Origin of the sequence: Celerinatantimonas marina (assembly GCF_046054165.1) — a bacterium.
Classification (GTDB): Bacteria; Pseudomonadota; Gammaproteobacteria; order Enterobacterales; family Celerinatantimonadaceae; genus Celerinatantimonas.
Window position 1 is genome coordinate 396,753 of sequence record NZ_JBFNXK010000001.1, and the last position, 21,670, is coordinate 418,422.

Here is a 21,670-nt window from a genome sequence, read left to right on the forward strand (position 1 = left end):
ATAGATCTAAATAAATGCAGTTAATACTTGAAGTACGTTGTATGTGAATATTCACATACAACGATACCGTTTACACAATTTTCTGCCGATATTCGATAGTAATGATCGATCATCCGCTTCTGATCAGGCTGTACCGGCTCTAAGTGAGTCAACATATTTTGGATCACTGATAATGACACCTGATGTTGGTTACGCGCTGCAAACTGTTGCAGCTGTCGTATAGAGGCATCACCCGCTAGTTCATAAATATCAATCTGATAATCTGTCTCGGATAATGCCTGAAGATAACCATCCAACATCCAACTATACATATTGGTATTGTCACAAATCACCAGTGGCCAGCGATAATGAACTAACCGACGAAATCGCCATAAATTACGCGCATGATTTTCAACCAACCGTGACGCTTCAAAGTGATACGTTCCATTTTGATCATAAAAATACTGATCGGCCGAACAGATCCCCAAATAGCGTTGCCGACTCCCCCGCCCGTTTAATCCCTGATCACATAAACGCCGGGCTAAGGATGACTTACCCGAACCAGGGACACCACGCATCAATATTGCTCGTTTAGAATAACCCAACGTAATAACTTCCCAGCGCACCAGAGAGCATCAGTAATAACAGCAATAAATTATAATTACGATGATCACTGCGACGCCGGTTCCGTTTTATCCGAATCACTAAGTCAGTTACTGTAACGAATAAACAAAACCAAAGTAACCCTAAATACCAAGGTAAATAAGTTTTATCCCAATTTTCCCGCACATTAATATCTCGATACTTATACAATCCATATTGCATTTCCGGCCGAGCGTAATGAAAAAAGATAAGTGCGAGCAAAAAAAGGAACCAGCAGCTGAGTGTGAGCCACATAAGGGATCGCTGTAGTCGATCCGGGCCTTTGCGACGATCTCGATAGGATTTGTTAATAACCATCTCCCAGAGTCTGATCCATGCGGGTTTGGTACATTTCGGCTTAACAGGCCCATTCCGATAGATTCTAAGCTTAGGGTCTCCTATGATGAGTCCCTAAATCCTACCGAATCTGCACAAAATTCAACGCCAAGCGACATGTTCCAAGGAGCATCCCCCATTCAACCCATCAGCCATTGTGAAAACTTCAACAAACCTGAGAAATGGGGCAATTTTTCCTTGAGTCTTCACATCTGGCGAGTAACATAACTAGCCTTCTAATATAATATCTTTAGTGATGGAGTAATTTTTTGCTATGACGCACACTTCAGTGGCCGATCTGCTCAAAGGCGTCTGTAAGCCTGGTGATCGAGTAACAGCAAAGGGCTGGATCCGTACTCGCCGCGATTCCAAAGCGGGTATCTCATTCCTTGCAATTCATGATGGTTCTTGCTTTAACCCTATCCAAGCTGTCGTTCCTAATTCGCTGGGGAATTATGATAATGAAATTCTGCGGCTGACAACAGGTTGTTCTGTTGAAGTCATCGGAATTCTGTCTGAATCTCAGGGACAGGGCCAAGACTTTGAAATTCAGGCTGAAGAAGTCAATGTACTCGGATTTGTTGAAAATCCCGACAGCTATCCAATGGCTGCCAAACGCCATAGCATTGAATACCTGCGTGAATACCAACATTTGCGCGCCCGGACCAATGTCATTGGAGCAGTGATGCGCGTTCGAAACTGCCTATCACAAGCCATTCATCGTTTCTTCCACGAGCAGGGTTTTTATTGGATCAGTACCCCAATTATTACCGCCAGTGATTGTGAAGGGGCTGGTGAAATGTTCCGGGTTAGCACCTTAGATTTAGCCAATCTGCCCAGAACTGATAAAGGTGATGTTGACTTTAGTGAAGACTTTTTTGGTAAAGAAGCCTTCTTAACCGTATCGGGTCAGTTGAACGTTGAAACCTATGCCTGCGCATTGAGCAAAGTGTATACATTTGGTCCAACCTTCCGAGCCGAAAATTCGAATACCAGCCGCCATCTTGCTGAATTTTGGATGGTTGAACCTGAAATCGCGTTTGCCGATTTAGACGAAACCGCCGCATTAGCAGAAAAAATGCTGAAATATGCATTCAAAGCAGTTCTGGATGAATGTCGAGATGATATGGAGTTTTTCGCCCAACGCATTGAAAAAACTGCGATTAGTCGGTTGGAAGATTTCATCAGTAAAGATTTTGCGCAGGTCGATTACACCGATGCCATTGAAATTTTACTCCAGTCCGGACGCAAATTTGAGTACCCGGTTGAATGGGGTATCGATATGTCTTCTGAACATGAACGCTACCTGGCGGAGGAACACTTTCATTCCCCAGTCGTTGTGAAAAACTACCCCAAAGATATCAAAGCATTCTATATGCGCATGAACGATGATGGTAAAACCGTCGCAGCCATGGATGTTCTGGCACCGGGGATCGGTGAAATCATCGGCGGTAGCCAACGTGAAGAACGTATCGACGTATTAGATAGTCGTCTTGAAGAGATGGGACTTAGTCAGCAAGATTACGGTTGGTATCGTGATTTACGTCGTTATGGAAGTGTCCCTCATTCAGGATTCGGCTTAGGATTTGATCGTTTGGTCACTTACGTTACTGGAATGCAAAATATCCGTGATGTAATTCCGTTCCCTCGGGCCCCTCGCTTAGCTGAATATTAATTAAATACATTTATCGTCTCATGACGATAAATGTGTCTATCACCCGAAGGCTCTTTATCCATGATAAGAGCCTTTTCTAATCACTCGCCATTCAAACGCGATTGCCTTCACGAAACCAAGCCACCCAATCAAATCTGCCCATATAGCCATGACTGCACATCAATCGCAGGCAAACGTTTCTGATAATGACGAGTCATCTCTATCGCCATCCGCTCTAAGGGCGCATTTTGATATCCAAAATTGTGGTATTCATCGAAATAACGTTGAAAAAACCAGACCCCCAACAGTTTCCATTGATAGGTATGGATTAACTCATGAAAATGCAAAAGGCGATTATCTTTTACTGCAGATTTAATAAAATAAGTTTGTTTGTAACAAATCGTACGCCGATCCGGGTGGCTCAAAAAAGCACGAATGCCAATCGAATCCAGTTCCGGCATCTGTGGGATAGGGATTTCATCCGTGATCACGAAATGACACCGTGCTAAATAATCTGGCTGAAAATAACCCGCAAATTCCTCTGCAAAGCAGCTACATGGTATAGCCTCAGGATATGACGCAATCGTGGCATCAATCCATCGTTCCAATTTCTCTAAAATCATCCCTGTTCTCAATCAGATACGGTTACATATACACATTTTAGACATGCTATCTAAAACCATAAAAATACATAACATCTTAATCTTAATTTTCCGGGCTTCCTTTCCCGTTCTCGGCTCTTCTACTAGGAAGAGCTCATCATCAACTCACAGCTTATAGCTTATAGCTTATAGCTTAAAGGGAAGACCATTCCCTAATTTATTTTTAAGTTTATCTAAGAGTTTATCTTTTTCGTGTTCCACTTTTTTCTTCAGTTTTTTCTTCTCAACGTTTACTTGCTGTTTCACTTCCTGTTTCAGCACGTCTTTTAGATCAACTTTATATTTTATATGATCGGGTGCGGTTCCCGTCACTTCTAATGGAATGGTGACATTTTTAAGTGCGTCTATATTGTTTTTGGCTGTTCCATCCAAACTGCCATTAACAGCAACCTGCAGCTGATAATCAATATGCTGGTTATCCAACTGATATGTCCCTTTGCCATGCATATTCATTTTCAACAATGCTGATTCCATCACTAATGACGAGTTAGTTACCCGATAGTCTTTCTTCGTGAAATCTCCGGTTAATGAGGTAAATTCTGTACTCTGATTCGATGTAGTCGTCTGCTCAGTTTTTTGACCTTTTAATTGATGATAGGTATTACGAATCAACAAGCCAATATTAGCGCCGTGATAAGCCCCATCTTTCAACCCAAAATGCCCACTCGCAACACTATCCCGCTGCAAACGTAACTCAGAAAGTCCTTTACCATCGATTTTTACAGAACTATTCAATTCCCCGGATAATAGATCTACCTTTGCAAAATCCTGTAGCAGTGGCAAAAGCTGGATCCCTTTAATCGTTAAGTCGCCCTGATAATCAGGATGCTTACTTTTACTATCTAAAGTTCCGGTGACATTTACAGCCCCTTTATAAAGTTGGACATTAGCTTTCGAAACCGAAGCAACCCCGTCTTTTACTTGAGCCTGTAATGTAATCGGCCCCACCGAACCTTTCTGGTATAGCACTTGCTGGATATCAATATTTAATTGACCGTTAAACGACTGTAAAAAACTTAAATCTGGTTCTTGATCCGACAAGGGCCTATTTGTTGAAGCCGCTGACGAATGGCTCGTCGTTTCTGTATTAACCGTTGCCGCTTTAGAGGCCGCAGGCGCTGTAGAATCAGCTGGTTTAAGATACCGATTTAAATCAATTTGACCCAACGACAATGATGCATTGAGCTCAGGAATATTGGTCAAATCAGCAGTCACCGAACCTTTACCGGTGATCTTATCAAAGCTAATTTGAGACAGATCCAGCCGTGCTATAAGCGGCTGTAATGTAACCTTAATATGACCGGTCAATTGACCATCCAATTGTTTCTGAGGCAGTGCATCTCCGGTTATATTCACATTTAACTGCAGAGGTTCCATCTGAATGGTATTTAACTTCTGATCAACCTGTAACTGTCCTTTCCCTTTCAGGGTTGCCGCTGCCTGATCTGATTTAGCTAAAATAACGAAACTAAATGGGCTATTTTGACCTAACTGAAATCGACCTAACTGCAATGACTGTACCTGAAGTGATTGTTCACTATGGGTCGTTTCATCACGTAAGAGCAATTGCACATCTTCAATATCGACACTGGCGATGGATAAATCAGATAAAGCCACCGAGGATGACGATTTATCAACATTAGCAGCAGTAGCCTGGGAGGCTGTGGCTGTTTTTGCGGGCTTCAACGAAGTTGTCGACGCCGATGCGTGGGTTGCAGTCGCAGACCCCGTTAAACCATCTAGATTACTCTTCCCATGCGCACGTTTAATAATTTCAACATGGGCCTGCTTCAATGTGACATTGCCAATCTCTAACTGCCCCCGGAGCAACGGGAACACCGCTAAAGACAGATCCAATTCCCCCAACTGCGCCATCGGACGCTCTGGATAACCAGCAGGGTTCATCAGTTTAACATCTTTCAGCTCAATCCCTACCGAAGGCAATAGCTGCCATGAAATAGGCCCATCAATCGTAAAGGTTCGTCCGGTTAATTGAGTCACCTGCTGCTCAATCTGCGGTTTAAACTGGTTCGGATCAACCAGCCACAACGCGGCTGCAATGATAACAATTAAAACAATAATGACAGCAAGGACCCACTTTAAAATCGAGCGCATTTTTTCTCCCGGACGACAAAACCAATAGAATGCAACGGATAAAGTTATTTTACTGGAATACTCAAAGGTGTTCCAGAATCGACATGGACTCAGATTTTAGACACAAATTTATCAATTGCATACGGTTTTTTCTGCGGGATAGCTGATTGAGGCGTTCCCAAATATAAAAAGCCGACAATCTGTTCATTAGATTTCAAACCTAATTCAGTGTTAACAACATCACTATAACTCATGGGGCCGGTTCGCCAAATTCCGTTGAATCCCTGTGCTAACGCCGCCATTTGCATGGCCTGAACGGCACATCCAGCTGACATCACCTGTTCAATATCCGGAACTTTAGGATGATGTTTAAGACTGGCAATCACAACGATAATGAGTGGCGCACGATAAGGCATTTGTTCAGCTTTAGCGACATCCCCCGCTTCGGCTGTAGCCGCCTTTGCAAAAACTGACGACAACGTATCAAGCCCACTCTCTGAAACTTCGATAAAACGCCAAGGGGTAAACCCACCGTGATCCGGTGTTTTCAATCCAGCCCGGTAAATATTCGCTAATGCTTCCCCACCAGGAGCCGGTAACCCTAATTTAGCACAAGAGTGACGTTCTAGAAGTAATTCAATCGCTTGCATAATCAAACCTCATTAACATAAACACAACATATAGTATATGGCCCACCCCATATAAAAAACACTTTTTCATGTGTGGATTCATAGCAGCCGCGATACGGGTCCCTTATTGATCTCTCAAAATCGAATTTTAATATCATCCCGTAATAATCCTGAATATTCTTTATCTTGCGATGAACAGAGGATCAAGACGGAATTTTCTTCTCCCTGATACACAGAACAGGTATGATCGACCCCTCTTGTTCGTTTCTGGAGATAGAGGCATGAAATTTTTTATCGGCTCTGATATTCACGGCGATATAAATGCCGCCCAGCAGATGATCCAAGCATTTAAGCGAAGCCATGCAGATTATCTAATATGTCTAGGGGATTTACTCAATCACGGCCCACGAAATCCTATTCCTGAACACTATGCACCATTAGAAGTCGCCGCATTGCTTAATACATTATCTGAGCGACTCATCGTTATTCGGGGTAATTGTGATAGTGAGGTGGATCAGGCTCTCTGTCATTTTCCAATGCTAACGGATTACCAAATGATCCCTCGACCCACACACCGCTTATTCTGTACACACGGCCATATCTATTCGGCCGAATCACTCCCTTCTTTTTTAGGAGCAGGAGACGTGTTTATCAGTGGGCACACCCATATTCCCGTAGCGGAATGCGCTGCAAATGGCATTTTTCGTCTAAACCCTGGCTCAGTGGCTATCCCTCGCAATGACTGGCCAGCCAGCTACGGATTAGTTGACGATCAGCAAATACAGGTACTATCGTTAGCAGACGCTAACATACTCATTGAGTGTTCTTTAGGACATTTGCAATAATTCATTCTTTATCGGCACTATCTGATAAAGCCTATTCAACTTAAAATAGCGATGACTATGAAATCGATTGTTAAGTTTATTGGCCTTATATTTAAAGGCATCTGGGTCACCCTCAACTTTATTCGCCGGTTTGTCATCAGTATTCTGGTGCTCATCGGGTTACTTTCTTTGTTGATCGGCATTTTTTATCAACAGGGGAAACCAGAACAGCAATTAATCAAACCTACGGCACTGACTCTGGATTTACAAGGGACCTTGGTTGAACAAACCCAGTTAATGAGCAATGTCAGCCAAATCACTCGGCAAGTGATCGGAACACCTATCAATGATGAAATTGATCTCCACCAACTGGTCGACACGATTCACCAAGCTAAAGATGATCCTAAAATTACCGGAATTATTCTGAAATTAGATCAACTCTCCCCTTCCGGGCTAACTAAGCTGCATACGGTAGGTGAAGCGCTAGCCGACTTTAAAACATCTGGGAAACCGGTGATAGCGACCGCCGATAATTACTCTCAGGGACAGTACTATTTAGCGAGTTATGCTAGTCAGATTATATTGAATCCAGCCGGTTCCGTGTTGATCAAAGGGTTAAGTGCCAATCAACTTTTCTATAAAGATGCACTGGATAAACTCGGAATAACTTCTCACATTTTCCGCGTAGGGATCTATAAATCATTTGTTGAACCTTATCAACGCAATCAAATGTCAGAACCAGCCAGACAAGACCTCTCTCGATGGGTCCATCAAATTTGGCAAGACTATGTCAATGATGTAGCTCACAACCGCGGTATCGCACCTTCTGATGTGGCCCCTTCTGGTTCAGTACTCTTGCAGCGTTTAACCGCTGTAGACGGAAATGCAGCTCAATATGCCTTCAAAAATAAGTTTGTCGATCACTTACTCAACCGGCAACAAACTAAAATTTACTTAGCACACGCATTTCATCAATCGGCTAAAGCTGAGGATCCTTATATCGATTTAAGAGACTATCAGGCTATTCAGTCGGCTCGCTTACCAATACACTCGAATCGTCCTCAAATAGCCATTGTCACCGCACAAGGTCCCATCGTCAGTGGCCAAACCAGTAACCGACATGTGATTGCCTCAGAAAACATGCTGGAGCAATTGGATCAAGTTCTCAATAATCCATCGATCAAAGGAATGGTGTTACGTGTCGATAGCCCTGGGGGCAGCGCTTTTGCGGCAGAAATTATTCGCAGCAAATTGGAAGAAATTCAAAAAGCTGGGAAACCAGTCGTTGTATCAATGGGCGCAACCGCTGCATCCGGTGGATACTGGATCTCTGCAACATCGGATCATATTTTTGCACAACCCACCACCATTACCGGTTCCATCGGAATTTTTGGCATGTTTGCAACCGCTGAAAATGGATTAGATAAACTCGGCATACATGCCGACGGAATCGCAACAACTGATTACGCAACGATCTCCCCACTGACAGCATTGCCTGATGATGTAGCAAAAATCTTACAGTTGAATGTTGAAAGTGGTTACCATCAATTTATTGCTCTAGTGCAAAAAGGTCGCCATTATCCTAACTTTGCCGCCGTGGATCAGCTGGCTCAGGGCCGTATCTGGACCGGAAGAGAAGCTAAAGCCAACGGTTTGGTGGATGAATTAGGGGGACTCAATGCAGCTGTAGCCTACACGGCTAAGCAACTGAAACTCACTGATTATGATCAAATCCGAATCCATGCGCCGGAGACCTCTACCGAACAATGGCTAGGCTCATTGCTGGATTCACAATTTGGACAATGGCTGGATTCTAAACTTCCAGCATTTATTGCGCTGCGCTCCGTGCAGCAGGCTTTTCCGAATCAGTTATGGGAAAGTGATCCACAGCACCGCTTTGTCTACTGCAGTCTATGCCGCGCATGGCAATAATAGATCATCAATAAACTCTATATTTTGAACTCAAGGCCCCTACACGTTTAATCTGACTTGTCGGGGCCTCCATAAAACCCATTCCCGAATTCTAAAGCCCCTAGCGTTTCTTTCTCAGCCGTTTATAATGCCGCTCAAAATAGCAGATGATAACGGCCCAACCATGACTCAAAAATCGATTTATATCGCCTATACCGGTGGTACTATTGGAATGCAGCGTAGCGACAGAGGCTATATTCCTGTCGCAGGATTCATGGGACAACTCCTTGCCCAGTCTCCGGAATTTCATCGTGTAGAAATGCCCCGCTTTACTGTCAGTGAATACTCACCGCTGATCGACTCATCCGACATGACCCCGGCAGATTGGCAAGCCATCGCAGAAGATATTCAAGCTAACTACCACAAATATGATGGATTCGTCGTCCTTCACGGCACCGATACCATGGCTTATACCGCATCGGCTTTATCGTTCATGCTAGAAAATCTGACGAAACCAGTCATTGTGACTGGCTCTCAAATTCCATTGTGTGAACTACGTTCAGACGGGCATATCAACCTGCAAAACGCGCTTTATCTGGCCGCCAACTATCCCATCCATGAAGTTTGCCTGTTTTTTAACAACACCCTGTACCGCGGTAACCGTTCAACCAAAGCGCATGCAGATGGTTTCGATGCTTTTATGTCTCCGAACTTCCAGCCACTACTTCGAGCCGGGATCCAGATTGAACTGCTTCAGGGCAAAGTGCAGCCCATTCAGGAAACCGAATTAAACGTCAGTGCTATTACCCCGCAACCCATTGGGGTTGTCACACTTTACCCGGGAATTTCAGCCGAAGTCATTGCGAATATTCTTCAGCAACCCGTAAAAGCTTTAATCTTATTAAGTTATGGTGTGGGAAATGCTCCCCAAAATCCTCAGCTTCTCAACCTGTTAAAAGATGCCTGTCAACGTGACATCATTATTGTCAACTTAACGCAATGCTTAAGTGGCACCGTTAACATGGGAGGCTATGCAACCGGAAATGCACTCGCTAGAGCAGGAGTCATCAGCGGTGGCGATATGACGATTGAAGCAACATTGACTAAACTGCACTATCTGCTCAGCCAATCTCTTCCTTCTCAGGAAATTCGGCAGAAAATGCAACAGAATATTCGAGGAGAGCTGACCATTCATCATGATCAGCCAATATCATAGATTAATTAAAGAAAGCTCGCTTGCAGCGCCTGACGGCGAGCTTCGTAATCTTCAGCAAACGCACCGATCGCTCCGTCATCATAAGGTTTTAAACCGCCCAGAATAGCTTTTTTAATGCCTTGTCCAACAATGCGGCCAGAATCGGTAAATTCGAAATGCAGATGTTCATCAGCACGTTTACCCTGAACATCTAAAGTGGTCTCTTTTAAATTAACGCCCAAATTGGCTAGATCCAGAGATTCCAACTGAAAGCTCATTGAATCATACATCACCAATGGTCGGGCAGGATTAAACATAACCTGATGTTTAAGCATCAACGGCATGAGCAATGTTGGGAAATTCTGGCCGGAAAATGCACCATAGTGACGAATGACCGACTCAATGACTTTTTCATCGTCCGAACGAGGACCTCCACGAGAGACCTCTAATAAAGTCTTGCCTTGCTGATCTGTAATCGCAAATTCACTCTGACCATCTTTAGGAAGATTTAAGATCGTTTTATCATTAACCATTCCGGTAAAACGAAACTCCATCTTCTGGCTCAATCCGTAATAGGTCACTACCAACGCAAATAATAAATCGCCTGGGACACAAAAGCGTTTTGCTTCCGGATCATGAATGGGATTAAAATCGCCACAAATACCTTTTGCAAAGGCACTAGCCTGATCAGGTGAAATCACCACACCTTCAGGGCAGTGTTCAAAATATTTATCTAAAAACATGAATGATTCACTAAAATAATCTGTTGATCGCTTAATCAGATCAATCTTTTGGTTTTAATTTAGCAATCTCCGCCCCAGTGTGACGAAACTGCATTTTTAATTCTGATTTTGATTTTATTTCAATAGCGCCTTGTCGATTGACAGTCATATGTTGCGCCTGTTCGTTATGGCGGTTCTGATACAACAATGTCATCTGCAGTGCATACTGGCGTTGTTGTTCATTGGCCGATGTCCCATCTGGCCATCGTCCCGTTTCCACAACACCTTGTAACCGCTGATAAATTTCAGGAGTGACCATATCGAGGAGTTGATCCACATCATCAATTGGGTTGGTCATCTTCTCTCCCATAGACAAAAACCTGCTTACTATACCTGATTTGTTCATTAATACGCTACTATTTAGGCATGGTTAATCAGATATATCGAATTAACTTAACAACTGTTTTGCGATATCAACATGCTTAATATAAAGTTCAGCCCATGCAGTCGTAAAGAAGGAATAGCCGTGTCCAAATATCTTACAGGGATAATTGCGATTATTATAACTCTTCAGATTTCAGGTTGTGATGACTTCAACCGCCCCCAAAAATCAGCCCGCAGTATCTGCGCTGACAATCCTTCCTTATGTGATGATTTGAATAAAGGGGGATGGTGTAATGATCCTCGTGAAGCACTGATCCAAGCTCGGTGGCAGGATGCTCAGCAAACAACTGATCGCAATAACTACTTATTATTGGATTCACTGAACAAATATCAGCGCTGTATCGCTGTCATTACACAGATTGAACCCATCAAACTTAAAGAACGAAAAACTGAACGCACTGAAACCTTACTCACCATCAACAACCAAATTAAAACACTTGAGTCGCAGGTAGCTACCAAGCAGGATCCTTACTCACTCTATTATCGCTGGAGTCAAATGAGTGATTACACAGCGCGCCAACAATTTATTAATGAGCAAAACAAGGCATCCATGCAGCAAGATCCGCTACTTCTCTGGGCCTTGGCGACTATTTATAATCAAAGCGACCCCCAAAAAAGCCTCTCACTGATGCAACAAGCACTGATGCGATACAGCCAACAAAAATTGCTTCCCGTAGGACTTTTAGAAAGTATCGTAACTCAGTACATGCGTTTAAATCGCTATGATCAGGCCTATATTTGGTCCCTCGTGGCAGAACAATTATCAAATGTTCAGGTCAATATGAATCAGCTTGATGCATACCAAAAATTTGAAGATAGCCAAGTTAGTCAATTTAAGGATCAGGCGAAACTCATCATCAAATCTATTAAAAAAGGGGTTTATCACCCTTAAGCTGTCGAATCGGGCTTATGGAATTGCATGGCTACGGAGTTAATACAATATCGAGCCCCAGTGACGGTTGGGCCATCGTCAAAAACATGCCCTAAATGGGCATTGCAATGCGCGCACCGAACTTCAATACGGTGCATTCCGGCACTTTTGTCATCGAAATACTTAACAGCGCTGGTTGCTATCGGTTGATCAAAAGCAGGCCAACCACATCCTGAGTCAAACTTTGATTCCGATTTAAACAAAGGCCGATCACAACACGCACAATGATAAAAACCCGACGCCTTGTGATGTAACAATGTTCCCGAAAAAGGCGCTTCAGTTTCACCTAACCGACAGACTCGATAAGTCTCAGGGTCAAGTTGTTCCTGCCATTCCTGTTCTGAAAGTTTCTCTAACAATTTATGTTCCACGGAACGTGTCCCTCCTGAGACAATAAACGTTAAAAACAACTTTATAAAATTTAACATTGTGCCAACAACTAAATATAAGTGCAAAAACTAATTTATCATTTCTTGATTACGCCATAACTGCCGTTTTTCAAGCAACTGAAGGGATTGTTCAACCACCAGACTATTTCGACCTGACAACATTTTTTCCCCATCAGCCACTTCATCAAACTGAGTATCCAGACAACGAAACCACCCCATATCTGCAGCCAGCTTAGGTAATCGATAAGGTAGCTGTACCGAACTAGCATTGATTAATAGCAATAAGTGTTCCTCTTTGCCCTGTGAATAATATTCAACCATGATGGCTTTATGATGGCCTTGCCGCCAGTCGTCTTCACCCATCGGCAATCCATCGGGACGTAACCATCGGACTTCATGATCAACCTGATGCGGTTTAGCCCCCCGAAACTGATCATGCTCCAAATGCAATCGTGTAAAGATTTGAAACCGTTGACGAAAACTAATCACCGTCTGAGTAAAACGGACCAATGATTGATTCTGTTCATACAGCATCCAATCCACCCAACTCATACTATTATCTTGGCAATAAGCGTTGTTATTCCCCTTCTGAGTTCGGCCGAATTCATCACCCGCCAGCATATGTGGGATCCCTTGCGCAAACATTAACGATGCAATGAGATTTCGTTTCTGCTGATTACGCTTCGCCAATATGGACAAATTATGCGTTAAACCTTCCCAACCATAGTTGCAAGAAATGTTATGACCATGCCCATCTCGATTTCCTTCTTTATTCGCTTCATTATGGCGTCGTTCGTAACTCACTAAATCTTCTAATGTAAATCCATCGTGATAACAAATGAAATTGACGCTGGAATGTAAACTCCTAAACTCTCCAGGGAACAAATCACGAGACCCCATCATTCGAGTAGCAAATTCAGCAAGAGTGCCATCATCACCTCGCCAGAAAGCACGTAAATTATCCCGAAAATGGTCATTACATTCATGCCAATCATAGGGAAATCCACCCACTTGATATCCGTTAGGCCCTATATCCCACGGTTCAGCGATCAACTTAACCTGATTGAGCACCGGATCCTGCTGCAACACTTTGAAAAAACAATTGAAGCTGCTAAACCCATGCCATTCTCGACCAACTGTCACCGCCAGATCGAAACGAAATCCGTCTACTTGCATTTCAGTGACCCAATACCGCAAACAATCGATCACCAGTCTCAATGTATGCGGATCGGCCACATTGAGGGTATTACCACAACCACTGTAGTTGGCATAACTCTGATAATCTGGATATGCGCCACTGTGTTCGAACAGATAATAGTGTCGGTTCGCCAATCCTCGCAAACTCAGCGTTGGGCCCCCTTTGCCCCCTTCAGCAGTATGGTTGAACACGATATCAAGAATGACTTCTAAACCCTGACGATGTAATTCCCGAACCATTGTCTTAAATTCAATAACCGCATCGCCACAGCTATAGCGTGGATCTGGAGCAAAAAATGCGATCGGGTTATATCCCCAATAGTTGGTTAATCCCATAGCGGTCAATCGGGCTTCACTCATGAATGCAGTGATCGGCATCAGTTGCAAACTGGTCACCCCCAATGATTTGAGATAACTCAAAACAGCTGGGTTGATCAGCCCCAGATAAGTTCCTTGTTGGGGTTCAGGAACTTCAGGATGTAATCGAGTAAACCCTTTTACATGTAATTCATATAAAACCGTATCAATAGAATTGATACAAGGCCGGGTTACCCCTTGCCAGTCGAACTGATCATCGACGACAACTGATTTGGCAATCATCGCGCCGTCGTCTTGTTCATAAAGTTTTCCGTTCCATATTTGCGGCCGACTAAGCGCTTTGGCATAGGGGTCAATCAATAACCGATCTGGGATAAAAATATCCCCTAGATCCGGCCTGAAATCACCATAAGCCCGGTAACCATATAACTGTCCGGCACTAATTCCTCGGATATATCCATAATGATACCCACCAAAACGTCCGGGGAGTTTAAAGCGACAAATTTCGTTTTCTTCGTCATCAAACAGGCACAATTCAATCCAATGAGCCGTTCCGGCAAATACCGAAAAATTACAGCCGTCACTATCTAATGTTGCTCCCAAAGGAGAACGATCTCCCGGAAATAAAACAAACTTTCCGAAAGCAGCCACTTGCTCATGTGTAGAAAACGAATCTCGTTGCGCCATAGGCAATTAAATCTCTTGTCGACTGATATAAAGAGTAGCTAAAGGCGGCAATTTTAATGCAATGGAATAACTTCTTCCCTGCCAACTTAAAGCTTCGGCTTCCATCATCATGTCCACCGGATAGCCACTCCCCCAATATTGTGAGTCGTCACTATTAAAGAGTATTTTATACATGCCGGGCTCAGGAACACCGATCCGATAATCATCATCAGGGATCGGAGTAAAGTTACAGACCACGATAATCGATTGCTTTTCGGTTAACGCATTTCGCTGAAAAACCAAAACACTCTTTTGCCAGTCAGCGTAATCAATCCACTCAAACCCTTCATGCTGATAATCGCCTTCATATAACCCCGGATGTTGTCGATAAAAGTGATTTAGATCCCGGGTTACACGCTGTTGCCCTTGGTGCCGGTCATATTGCAGGATATCCCATTCAATACTGGCATCATGATCCCATTCACTCACCTGAGCAATTTCATTGCCCATGAAGTTCAATTTTTTCCCCGGATGAGCAAACATAAATGCGGTATAAGCCCGTAAATTAGCCGCCTGCTGCCATTCATCTCCCGGCATTTTCCCAAGCAACGAACCTTTACCATAAACGACTTCATCATGAGACAATGGCAAGACAAAATTTTCATCATAGTTATAGACCATCGCAAAGGTAATTTCATTGTGATGGTATTTACGGAACAGGGGATCCTGAGACATATATTCCAATGAATCATGCATCCACCCCATATTCCATTTAAATCCGAAGCCTAATCCCCCTAAATAAGTCGGGCGGGATACGCCAGAAAAGGCGGTCGATTCTTCGGCAATAGTAATCGCCTTTGGAAATTCGCCATAAACCTCTTCATTAAACCATTTCAGAAAACTAATCGCTTCATAGTTCTCGTTTCCACCGTCCACATTTGGGATCCATTCTCCGGCTTCACGGGAATAATCCCAATACAACATCGATGCCACCGCATCAGCCCGGATCCCATCGACATGAAAATAATCAAACCAGATCAACCCACTGGCAATCAGAAAACGGCGAACTGTATCTCGACCAAAATCATAAATATAACTATTCCAATCCTTATGCCAACCGCGCAAAGGATCTTCGTATTCATAAAGAGGAGTGCCATCAAAACGAGCCAAACCATGTGCATCTGATGGAAAATGTGCCGGAACCCAGTCAATAATGACCCCGATCCCCGCCTGATGGCACTGATCCACCAGATATTTAAAATCATCAGGATGACCATAACGACTAGTTGGCGCAAACAGGCCTATCGGCTGATATCCCCATGAACCATCAAATGGATATTCCGCTACCGGCATCATTTCAATATGGGTGTACCCCATATCCGTCACATAAGCGACCAGTTCATCCGCTAGTTGCCGATAACTTAAAGAAGCCCATCCAAAGCTATTATGCTGGCGTTTCCATGATCCTAAATGGACCTCATAAATACTCATTGGCTGATGAATCGGGTCACTTTTTCGCTGCTGCCAACCCTGATCATGCCATTGATAAGATTGATGATCCCAAACCACCGAGGCTAGCGATGGAAATTGTTCCGCATAAAATCCAACCGGATCGGCTTTATGGGGGAGCATCGTTCCATCACTGGCTTTCAGTTCATATTTATACCGCTGCCCTGACGCCATCTCTGGAATAAATAAAACCCAATGTCCATCCTGACATTTCTGCATGGGATGACGCCGTCCATCCCAGCCGTTAAAATCGCCAACGACACTCACACTCATCGCATTCGGTGCATAAACGGCAAATCGAACCCCTTTGACTTGGTACGTTCCCAATGCCATCACCATCAACTGAGCGCCTAATACCCGATACCAACTGCGAACATTGTTATCTAACCGCTCTAATCCCTGATATGCGACTTCTTTAAACGCATAAGGATCCCATCGTTGACAACATCGTCCAGAGAAATGAACAATAAATTGATATCCGCTTGCAAATAATTCCGCCTGAGGAAGTTCAAAGAGTCCATCTGGATCGAGACAGGTCATAATTCGGCCCCGAGATTGATCTGGAGTCACGACCTCAACTTTAACCGCTCCGGGATACCATGCCCGAATACAGGCACTATCTCTCAAAGAAGAGGCCGGAAGAAAACCCAACTCCGAAAAAGGATAAGTCAACCGAACATTTTCTAACTTAGTTACCAGTGAAAGCTGATCAGATATCAATTCAGAATTCATATATCAAACCTTGTTTAACGCCTACTCATAAGAGTAAGGCACAATCATGACGCATAACGATTTGACGGCTCACTAAATCGCTTCCAACAACCCCTAATGGTGTGAACTAACCTCACGCCGGGCTTCACTCAGTTGTTTCATTAAATCGAGAATATAAGGATCACTAAACAATGCTTCGAGGGTCGCACTTAATTTACGACGCCAATTGGGATATTCCTGGCTGGTTCCAGGGACATTAACAGGGAGTTCCATGTTCAGCCAATCATCAAGTTGTAGCGACAACAATGCAGACTGGCCTCTGGCCATATGTAACTGCATCCCATGATTCAAGTTCTGATCCATCGGAACCCACGCTGCATCTCGGCCAATAAAATCAGGTATGGAATGATGCCCATGCAAACTATTTAAAATTTGTTGTTTACAAAATAATCGTTGATCAAATAACTGCTTTAATTTTTCGGGATCCGGGTATAACCCCAGTTTTTCACCTAATTTCAGATCCTCACAATGCCAAAATCCAAGCAATGTCGCCATATCATGAGTCGTTAGTGCAGCCAACGCCTGTTCTGGATAGTGTTTCGGAGAGATATATCCACCATCTGGAGCTTGTGAGAAAAAGAAAACCCGATAGGAATGAATACCATTATTTTGCAGCACCTCAAAAATGCCATCAGGAACCGTTCCTAGATCTTCACCGACAATCAGACACCGATTTCGGTGACTTTCCAACACTAAAATAGCCAATAAGTCATCAATGGGATATTGAATATAGGCACCATCTCGGGCCTCCTTACCCACCGGAATCCACCACAACCGCAGCAATCCCATGACATGATCAATCCGCAATGCACCACAAGCATGCATATTACGCCGGAATAAATCGATCAAAGGCTGATACCTTTGTGCTTTCATCTGGCTCGGATCCATGGGCGGTAATCCCCAATCCTGTCCCAACGGACCTAAAACATCCGGTGGAGCCCCAACATGACACCCCAAATTATAAATTGAGCGATTTCGCCATACTTCCTGACTCCCCGAACTCACCCCAACAGCAACGTCACAAAATAAACCAATCGTCATTTGTTTTTGTTCAGCGACCCGTTCGGCAGCCTCTAGCTGCTCATTAGCAACCCATTGTAGCCAAGCGAAAAATACAACTTGGTCACGATGCTCTAACGCCCACTGCTGTGTCGTTTGCGAGGTATAATTCTGAAATTCCGAAGGCCAACTTCGCCAATGCTCATCGATACCATCCTGATGACAAAACATCACCTGCAAGGCATCAAATGTTGCCTGAGCATGTAACGATTCGCCTCCCTGTTGATAAAACTGAGCAAACGATCCTCGGCGTTTATGGGTATCCGGCAACTGATTAAACTGCTTAAAAACCCGTTCCAACATCGGTAATTTAACCGCCATCACCGCGCTGTAATCAACCCAATCTAACGCCCGAAGTTCAGAGAGTCGTTGCTGAAATGATGCTGATTGAACCTCAATGCACGCACCACTTGTGACAAACTCAGGAATCGATTCCACATCGATATAAATGACATTAAGCCAGCGACGAGAAGATGGACTATATGGACTCGCATTTTCAGGCCATCCCGGATGAAGTGCATGCAAGGGATTTACCCCAACAAAATCACCCCCGCCATCCGCAATAAATCCCACCAGCGTGGCCAAATCCGTAAAATCACCAATCCCCCAGTTACGTTCACTGCGCAGAGAATAAAGTTGAACCGTAACGCCCCAAACTTTCTTTCCTTGTTCAATCGCAGCTGGTTTATAAGCCCTACGGGGCGCCACAATATAGCGACTCGTAGCGAGTCGCTCCGACTTTCCATGCTGATAAATAGACAACTGGTGATAACCGTCATCAAGTTGTAACCCAGTTACAACCCAGTAGGCCCCCATCGCTTTTCCATCGATTTGTTCTCTTTCATTCGCAACCATTTGATCAGGATAAACAGTACCATCGAATAATTGCCCCTGCTCCGTTTCCAAAACCCAGTCAAATCCTTCAGGCTGATTCATCGGGCAGCGCAACAGAAATTCAATCGATTGTCCCTGCCTACGGCAGATAACCGGTTCCAGATAATGCTGCCAGTGTTCATATAAAACATGCTGAATCTGTTGATTTAATTGCGATTGATGATCAACGGCATAACCCATTGCCGTGAGCAATGCTTTCAAATTATCGGGAGCTACCTCGGCTGGTTGCCCCCAAGCATCGATAAAATGTCGAGTAATCCCATGCAGGTCTAATAATTTATTCAGTTCAGGGGTAACCATATCTCTCCGCATCGATATCTGCAAAAAACCTAATAACTTCAATAAGTGTAAGACAGATGTTGAGTATTTACTCGATGAATCAAAATAAAATCTTATGGCTCCAAATAAATTGTGTTGCCAAGGCTGTAATAAACCCCAAATCATGATAGAATTTTTCAACGAAAACGGCTGAAATTTGGTTGTGATCCAATCAAATGTAATTTTTTTTCATCAGTCAGTTTGATTTCGCGCAAAAATATAGAAGTCCGCACTTGATCTTACGGTGGAATATTGTAAGTTTACGGGCAGTTTTTTTCGCTAACACTTCAGAATATAACTGGGTAGAAACTATGACTATTAAAGTAGGTATTAACGGCTTTGGCCGTATCGGTCGCTTCGTATTCCGTGCTGCTCAAGAACGTGATGACATCGAAATTGTTGGTATCAACGACTTGTTAGATGTTGAATACATGGCTTACATGCTGAAATACGACTCAACTCATGGCCGTTTCAACGGCGAAGTTAAAGTTGAAGGCGGTAACTTAATCGTTAACGGTAAAACTGTTCGCGTAACTGCAGAACGTGACCCAGCAAACCTGAAATGGGATGAAATTGGTGCAGACGTTGTTGCTGAAGGTACAGGTCTGTTCCTGACTGACGAAACAGCTCGTAAACACATCACTGCTGGCGCTAAAAAAGTTGTTATGACTGGCCCATCTAAAGACGCAACTCCAATGTTCGTTATGGGTGTTAACGAAGCTAAATATGCAGGTCAGGATATCGTTTCTAACGCTTCTTGTACTACTAACTGTTTGGCTCCAATCGCTAAAGTACTGAACGACAACTTCGGTATCGTAAGCGGTCTGATGACTACTGTTCACGCAACTACTGCAACTCAGAAAACTGTTGACGGTCCTTCTCACAAAGACTGGCGCGGTGGTCGTGGTGCTGCTCAGAACATCATCCCATCTTCAACTGGTGCTGCTAAAGCTGTAGGTAAAGTATTACCTGAATTGAACGGCAAACTGACTGGTATGGCATTCCGTGTCCCAACTCCAGACGTTTCTGTAGTTGACCTGACTGTTAACCTGGAAAAAGCTGCTAGCTACGATGAAATTTGTGCAGCTATGAAAAAAGCTTCAGAAGGCGAGCTGAAAGGTATTCTGGGTTACACTGAAGATGCAGTTGTTTCAACTGACTTCTTGGGTGAAGTTTGCACTTCAGTATTCGATGCTAAAGCCGGTATTGCTCTGACTGATAAATTCGTTAAAGTTGTATCTTGGTACGATAACGAAATCGGTTATTCAAACAAAGTTCTTGATTTGATTGCTCATATCTCTAAATAAGAGTTATCATAGCTAGAATCACATTAGGGTAGCTTCGGCTGCCCTTTTTTATTTATGGGAGTCTCATTATGACAGAACGCCTTGAACAACTAGGTTTATCGATCAAAGATCAACTGGATAATGCAGTATTCACCGCAGTAAATGATGCTGGCATTACTTTTTATTGGATTGATCATCCCCAAGGGAAAGCGCTAATTAGCGCCTATGGTGCTCATATCATCAGTTACCATCCCAATGGTCAACCAGAACAATTCTGGCTCAGTAAGACCAGCGCATTAGATGGAACCGCCCCTATTCGTGGAGGGGTGCCTATCTGCTGGCCTTGGTTTGGGAATACCAGACAACCAAACCACGGCTATGCGCGCGATCAGATATGGCAGTTAGGTGAGATAAAAACAACTGAAGAATGTACTCAGATCACTTTGAGCCTTACCGATCAGATCGTCAAAGAGCACGAATTTAAATTCTTACTCGAATGTAAGTTCACTGTAGGTAAAACATTGGCAATTGAATTAACCACAACCAATAAAGATACCCATTCCATCCAAATTTCTGGGGCACTGCACAGCTATTTTAATACCCAGCGAGATAGCGCTCAGGTTTCAGGCATGGGCCATGTCTATCAGGATAAAACCCGTAACTTTATTGAAGTGACTGATTCACAATTTTCTCTTTCTGAAGAAACAGATCGCCTCTATCTTCATCCCGAAAAACATGTCACTCTGACACATGGTAACGGGCAGCAATTACATCTCACCCATCAAGGAGCAGATACGGTTGTGATCTGGAATCCGGGAGATAAAAAAGCAGAATCAATCCAAGATATCCATGCCGGAGGGGCTTCGGAATATCTCTGTGTTGAAGCTGTTAGGACTCAGCACCCTATCGAGTTAGCTCCTGAACAAAGCTATACTCTGTCGCAAACCTTGGAGCCACGCTCATAAGATAGCATCATTATTAATACCCAAGTCAGTACATGATGCCTCACCAAGACGGCCGTACAGAATGATCTAGTCAACGACAATCATTCATATGTGACGGCCGCCCAATAACGTCACAATCGCTTCACCCCAGCAAACTCATGTATAGTGCCGCAAAAATAATCATCATTAATCACTGAACGATACTGCCCTTTAAGCAACACTGTAGACATGGCTCTTTCGCTATTCTGAAAACCCACAATTATATTTATTTTTCATATTGTTTAAGTAGAATGACT

18 protein-coding genes are annotated in these 21,670 nt (G+C 43.7%); 7 read left to right on the forward strand and 11 right to left on the reverse strand.

Going from position 1 to position 21,670, the window contains the following annotated elements:
- Positions 1 to 20: 20 nt before the first annotated feature.
- Positions 21 to 557: an AAA family ATPase gene (locus tag ABUE20_RS01765; RefSeq protein ID WP_408618095.1), complete on the reverse strand. Its 537-nt coding sequence runs from the start codon at positions 555 to 557 to the stop codon at positions 21 to 23.
- A gap of 13 nt (positions 558 to 570) precedes the next feature.
- Positions 571 to 939: a hypothetical protein gene (locus tag ABUE20_RS01770; protein ID WP_408618096.1), complete on the reverse strand. Its 369-nt coding sequence runs from the start codon at positions 937 to 939 to the stop codon at positions 571 to 573.
- Between the two features lie 292 nt (positions 940 to 1,231).
- On the opposite strand from ABUE20_RS01770, the gene asnS reads away from it, so the two are divergent.
- Entirely contained in the window at positions 1,232 to 2,632 is a 1,401-nt protein-coding gene (gene asnS, locus ABUE20_RS01775; RefSeq protein WP_408618097.1) for an asparagine--tRNA ligase, read from the forward strand.
- Positions 2,633 to 2,760: 128 nt separating this feature from the next.
- Here asnS and ABUE20_RS01780 read toward each other — a convergent pair whose 3' ends face one another.
- From ABUE20_RS01780 to ABUE20_RS01790, 3 genes are all read right to left on the reverse strand, one after another.
- Entirely contained in the window at positions 2,761 to 3,234 is a 474-nt protein-coding gene (locus ABUE20_RS01780; protein ID WP_408618098.1) for a hypothetical protein, read from the reverse strand.
- A 165-nt stretch (positions 3,235 to 3,399) separates the two neighbouring features.
- Entirely contained in the window at positions 3,400 to 5,388 is a 1,989-nt protein-coding gene (locus ABUE20_RS01785; protein WP_408618099.1) for an AsmA family protein, read from the reverse strand.
- A gap of 89 nt (positions 5,389 to 5,477) precedes the next feature.
- Positions 5,478 to 6,017: an NAD(P)H nitroreductase gene (locus ABUE20_RS01790; RefSeq protein ID WP_408618100.1), complete on the reverse strand. Its 540-nt coding sequence runs from the start codon at positions 6,015 to 6,017 to the stop codon at positions 5,478 to 5,480.
- 260 nt (positions 6,018 to 6,277) lie between these two features.
- Between ABUE20_RS01790 and yfcE the strand changes: the two genes are divergently transcribed.
- The 3 genes from yfcE to ansA all read left to right on the forward strand — a co-directional run bounded on the left by yfcE (position 6,278) and on the right by ansA (position 9,947).
- Positions 6,278 to 6,841 carry a phosphodiesterase gene (gene yfcE / locus ABUE20_RS01795; protein ID WP_408618101.1) on the forward strand — a complete coding sequence of 188 codons (564 nt, stop codon included), beginning with the start codon at positions 6,278 to 6,280 and terminating at the stop codon, positions 6,839 to 6,841.
- Positions 6,842 to 6,898: 57 nt separating this feature from the next.
- On the forward strand, positions 6,899 to 8,752 hold the full coding sequence (gene sppA / locus ABUE20_RS01800; RefSeq protein WP_408618102.1) for a signal peptide peptidase SppA: 1,854 nt from the start codon (positions 6,899 to 6,901) through the stop codon (positions 8,750 to 8,752).
- 163 nt (positions 8,753 to 8,915) lie between these two features.
- On the forward strand, positions 8,916 to 9,947 hold the full coding sequence (gene ansA, locus ABUE20_RS01805) for an asparaginase (protein ID WP_408618103.1): 1,032 nt from the start codon (positions 8,916 to 8,918) through the stop codon (positions 9,945 to 9,947).
- A gap of 5 nt (positions 9,948 to 9,952) precedes the next feature.
- Here the strand turns inward: ansA and ABUE20_RS01810 are convergent, their stop codons facing one another.
- Both ABUE20_RS01810 and ABUE20_RS01815 read right to left on the reverse strand, forming a co-directional pair.
- On the reverse strand, positions 9,953 to 10,669 hold the full coding sequence (locus tag ABUE20_RS01810; protein WP_408618104.1) for a DUF3581 family protein: 717 nt from the start codon (positions 10,667 to 10,669) through the stop codon (positions 9,953 to 9,955).
- A 40-nt stretch (positions 10,670 to 10,709) separates the two neighbouring features.
- On the reverse strand, positions 10,710 to 11,006 hold the full coding sequence (locus ABUE20_RS01815; RefSeq protein WP_408618105.1) for a YeaC family protein: 297 nt from the start codon (positions 11,004 to 11,006) through the stop codon (positions 10,710 to 10,712).
- A 168-nt stretch (positions 11,007 to 11,174) separates the two neighbouring features.
- Between ABUE20_RS01815 and ABUE20_RS01820 the strand changes: the two genes are divergently transcribed.
- A complete protein-coding gene (locus ABUE20_RS01820; protein ID WP_408618106.1) occupies positions 11,175 to 11,984 on the forward strand; it encodes a DUF2989 domain-containing protein in 810 nt (269 codons plus the stop codon).
- Here the strand turns inward: ABUE20_RS01820 and msrB are convergent.
- From msrB to malQ, 4 genes are all read right to left on the reverse strand, one after another.
- The gene (gene msrB / locus ABUE20_RS01825) at positions 11,981 to 12,394 is read right to left on the reverse strand and encodes a peptide-methionine (R)-S-oxide reductase MsrB (protein WP_408618107.1); all 414 of its coding nucleotides are present in this window, start codon (positions 12,392 to 12,394) and stop codon (positions 11,981 to 11,983) included. The genes ABUE20_RS01820 and msrB overlap by 4 nt on opposite strands.
- Before the next feature lie 87 nt (positions 12,395 to 12,481).
- Entirely contained in the window at positions 12,482 to 14,614 is a 2,133-nt protein-coding gene (glgX, locus tag ABUE20_RS01830) for a glycogen debranching protein GlgX (protein ID WP_408618108.1), read from the reverse strand.
- A gap of 6 nt (positions 14,615 to 14,620) precedes the next feature.
- Positions 14,621 to 16,834, reverse strand: coding sequence for a 1,4-alpha-glucan branching protein GlgB (gene glgB, locus ABUE20_RS01835; protein WP_408618109.1), 2,214 nt, complete (start codon positions 16,832 to 16,834; stop codon positions 14,621 to 14,623).
- 93 nt (positions 16,835 to 16,927) lie between these two features.
- On the reverse strand, positions 16,928 to 19,126 hold the full coding sequence (malQ, locus tag ABUE20_RS01840; RefSeq protein ID WP_408618110.1) for a 4-alpha-glucanotransferase: 2,199 nt from the start codon (positions 19,124 to 19,126) through the stop codon (positions 16,928 to 16,930).
- A gap of 329 nt (positions 19,127 to 19,455) precedes the next feature.
- Here malQ and gapA point away from each other — a divergent pair, with 329 nt between their 5' ends.
- Together gapA and ABUE20_RS01850 are read left to right on the forward strand one after the other, a co-directional pair.
- A complete protein-coding gene (gapA, locus tag ABUE20_RS01845) occupies positions 19,456 to 20,451 on the forward strand; it encodes a glyceraldehyde-3-phosphate dehydrogenase (RefSeq protein ID WP_408618111.1) in 996 nt (331 codons plus the stop codon).
- Between the two features lie 68 nt (positions 20,452 to 20,519).
- Positions 20,520 to 21,395, forward strand: a complete 876-nt coding sequence (locus tag ABUE20_RS01850) for a D-hexose-6-phosphate mutarotase (protein WP_408618112.1) — start codon at positions 20,520 to 20,522, stop codon at positions 21,393 to 21,395.
- The last annotated feature ends 275 nt before the right edge of the window (positions 21,396 to 21,670 follow it).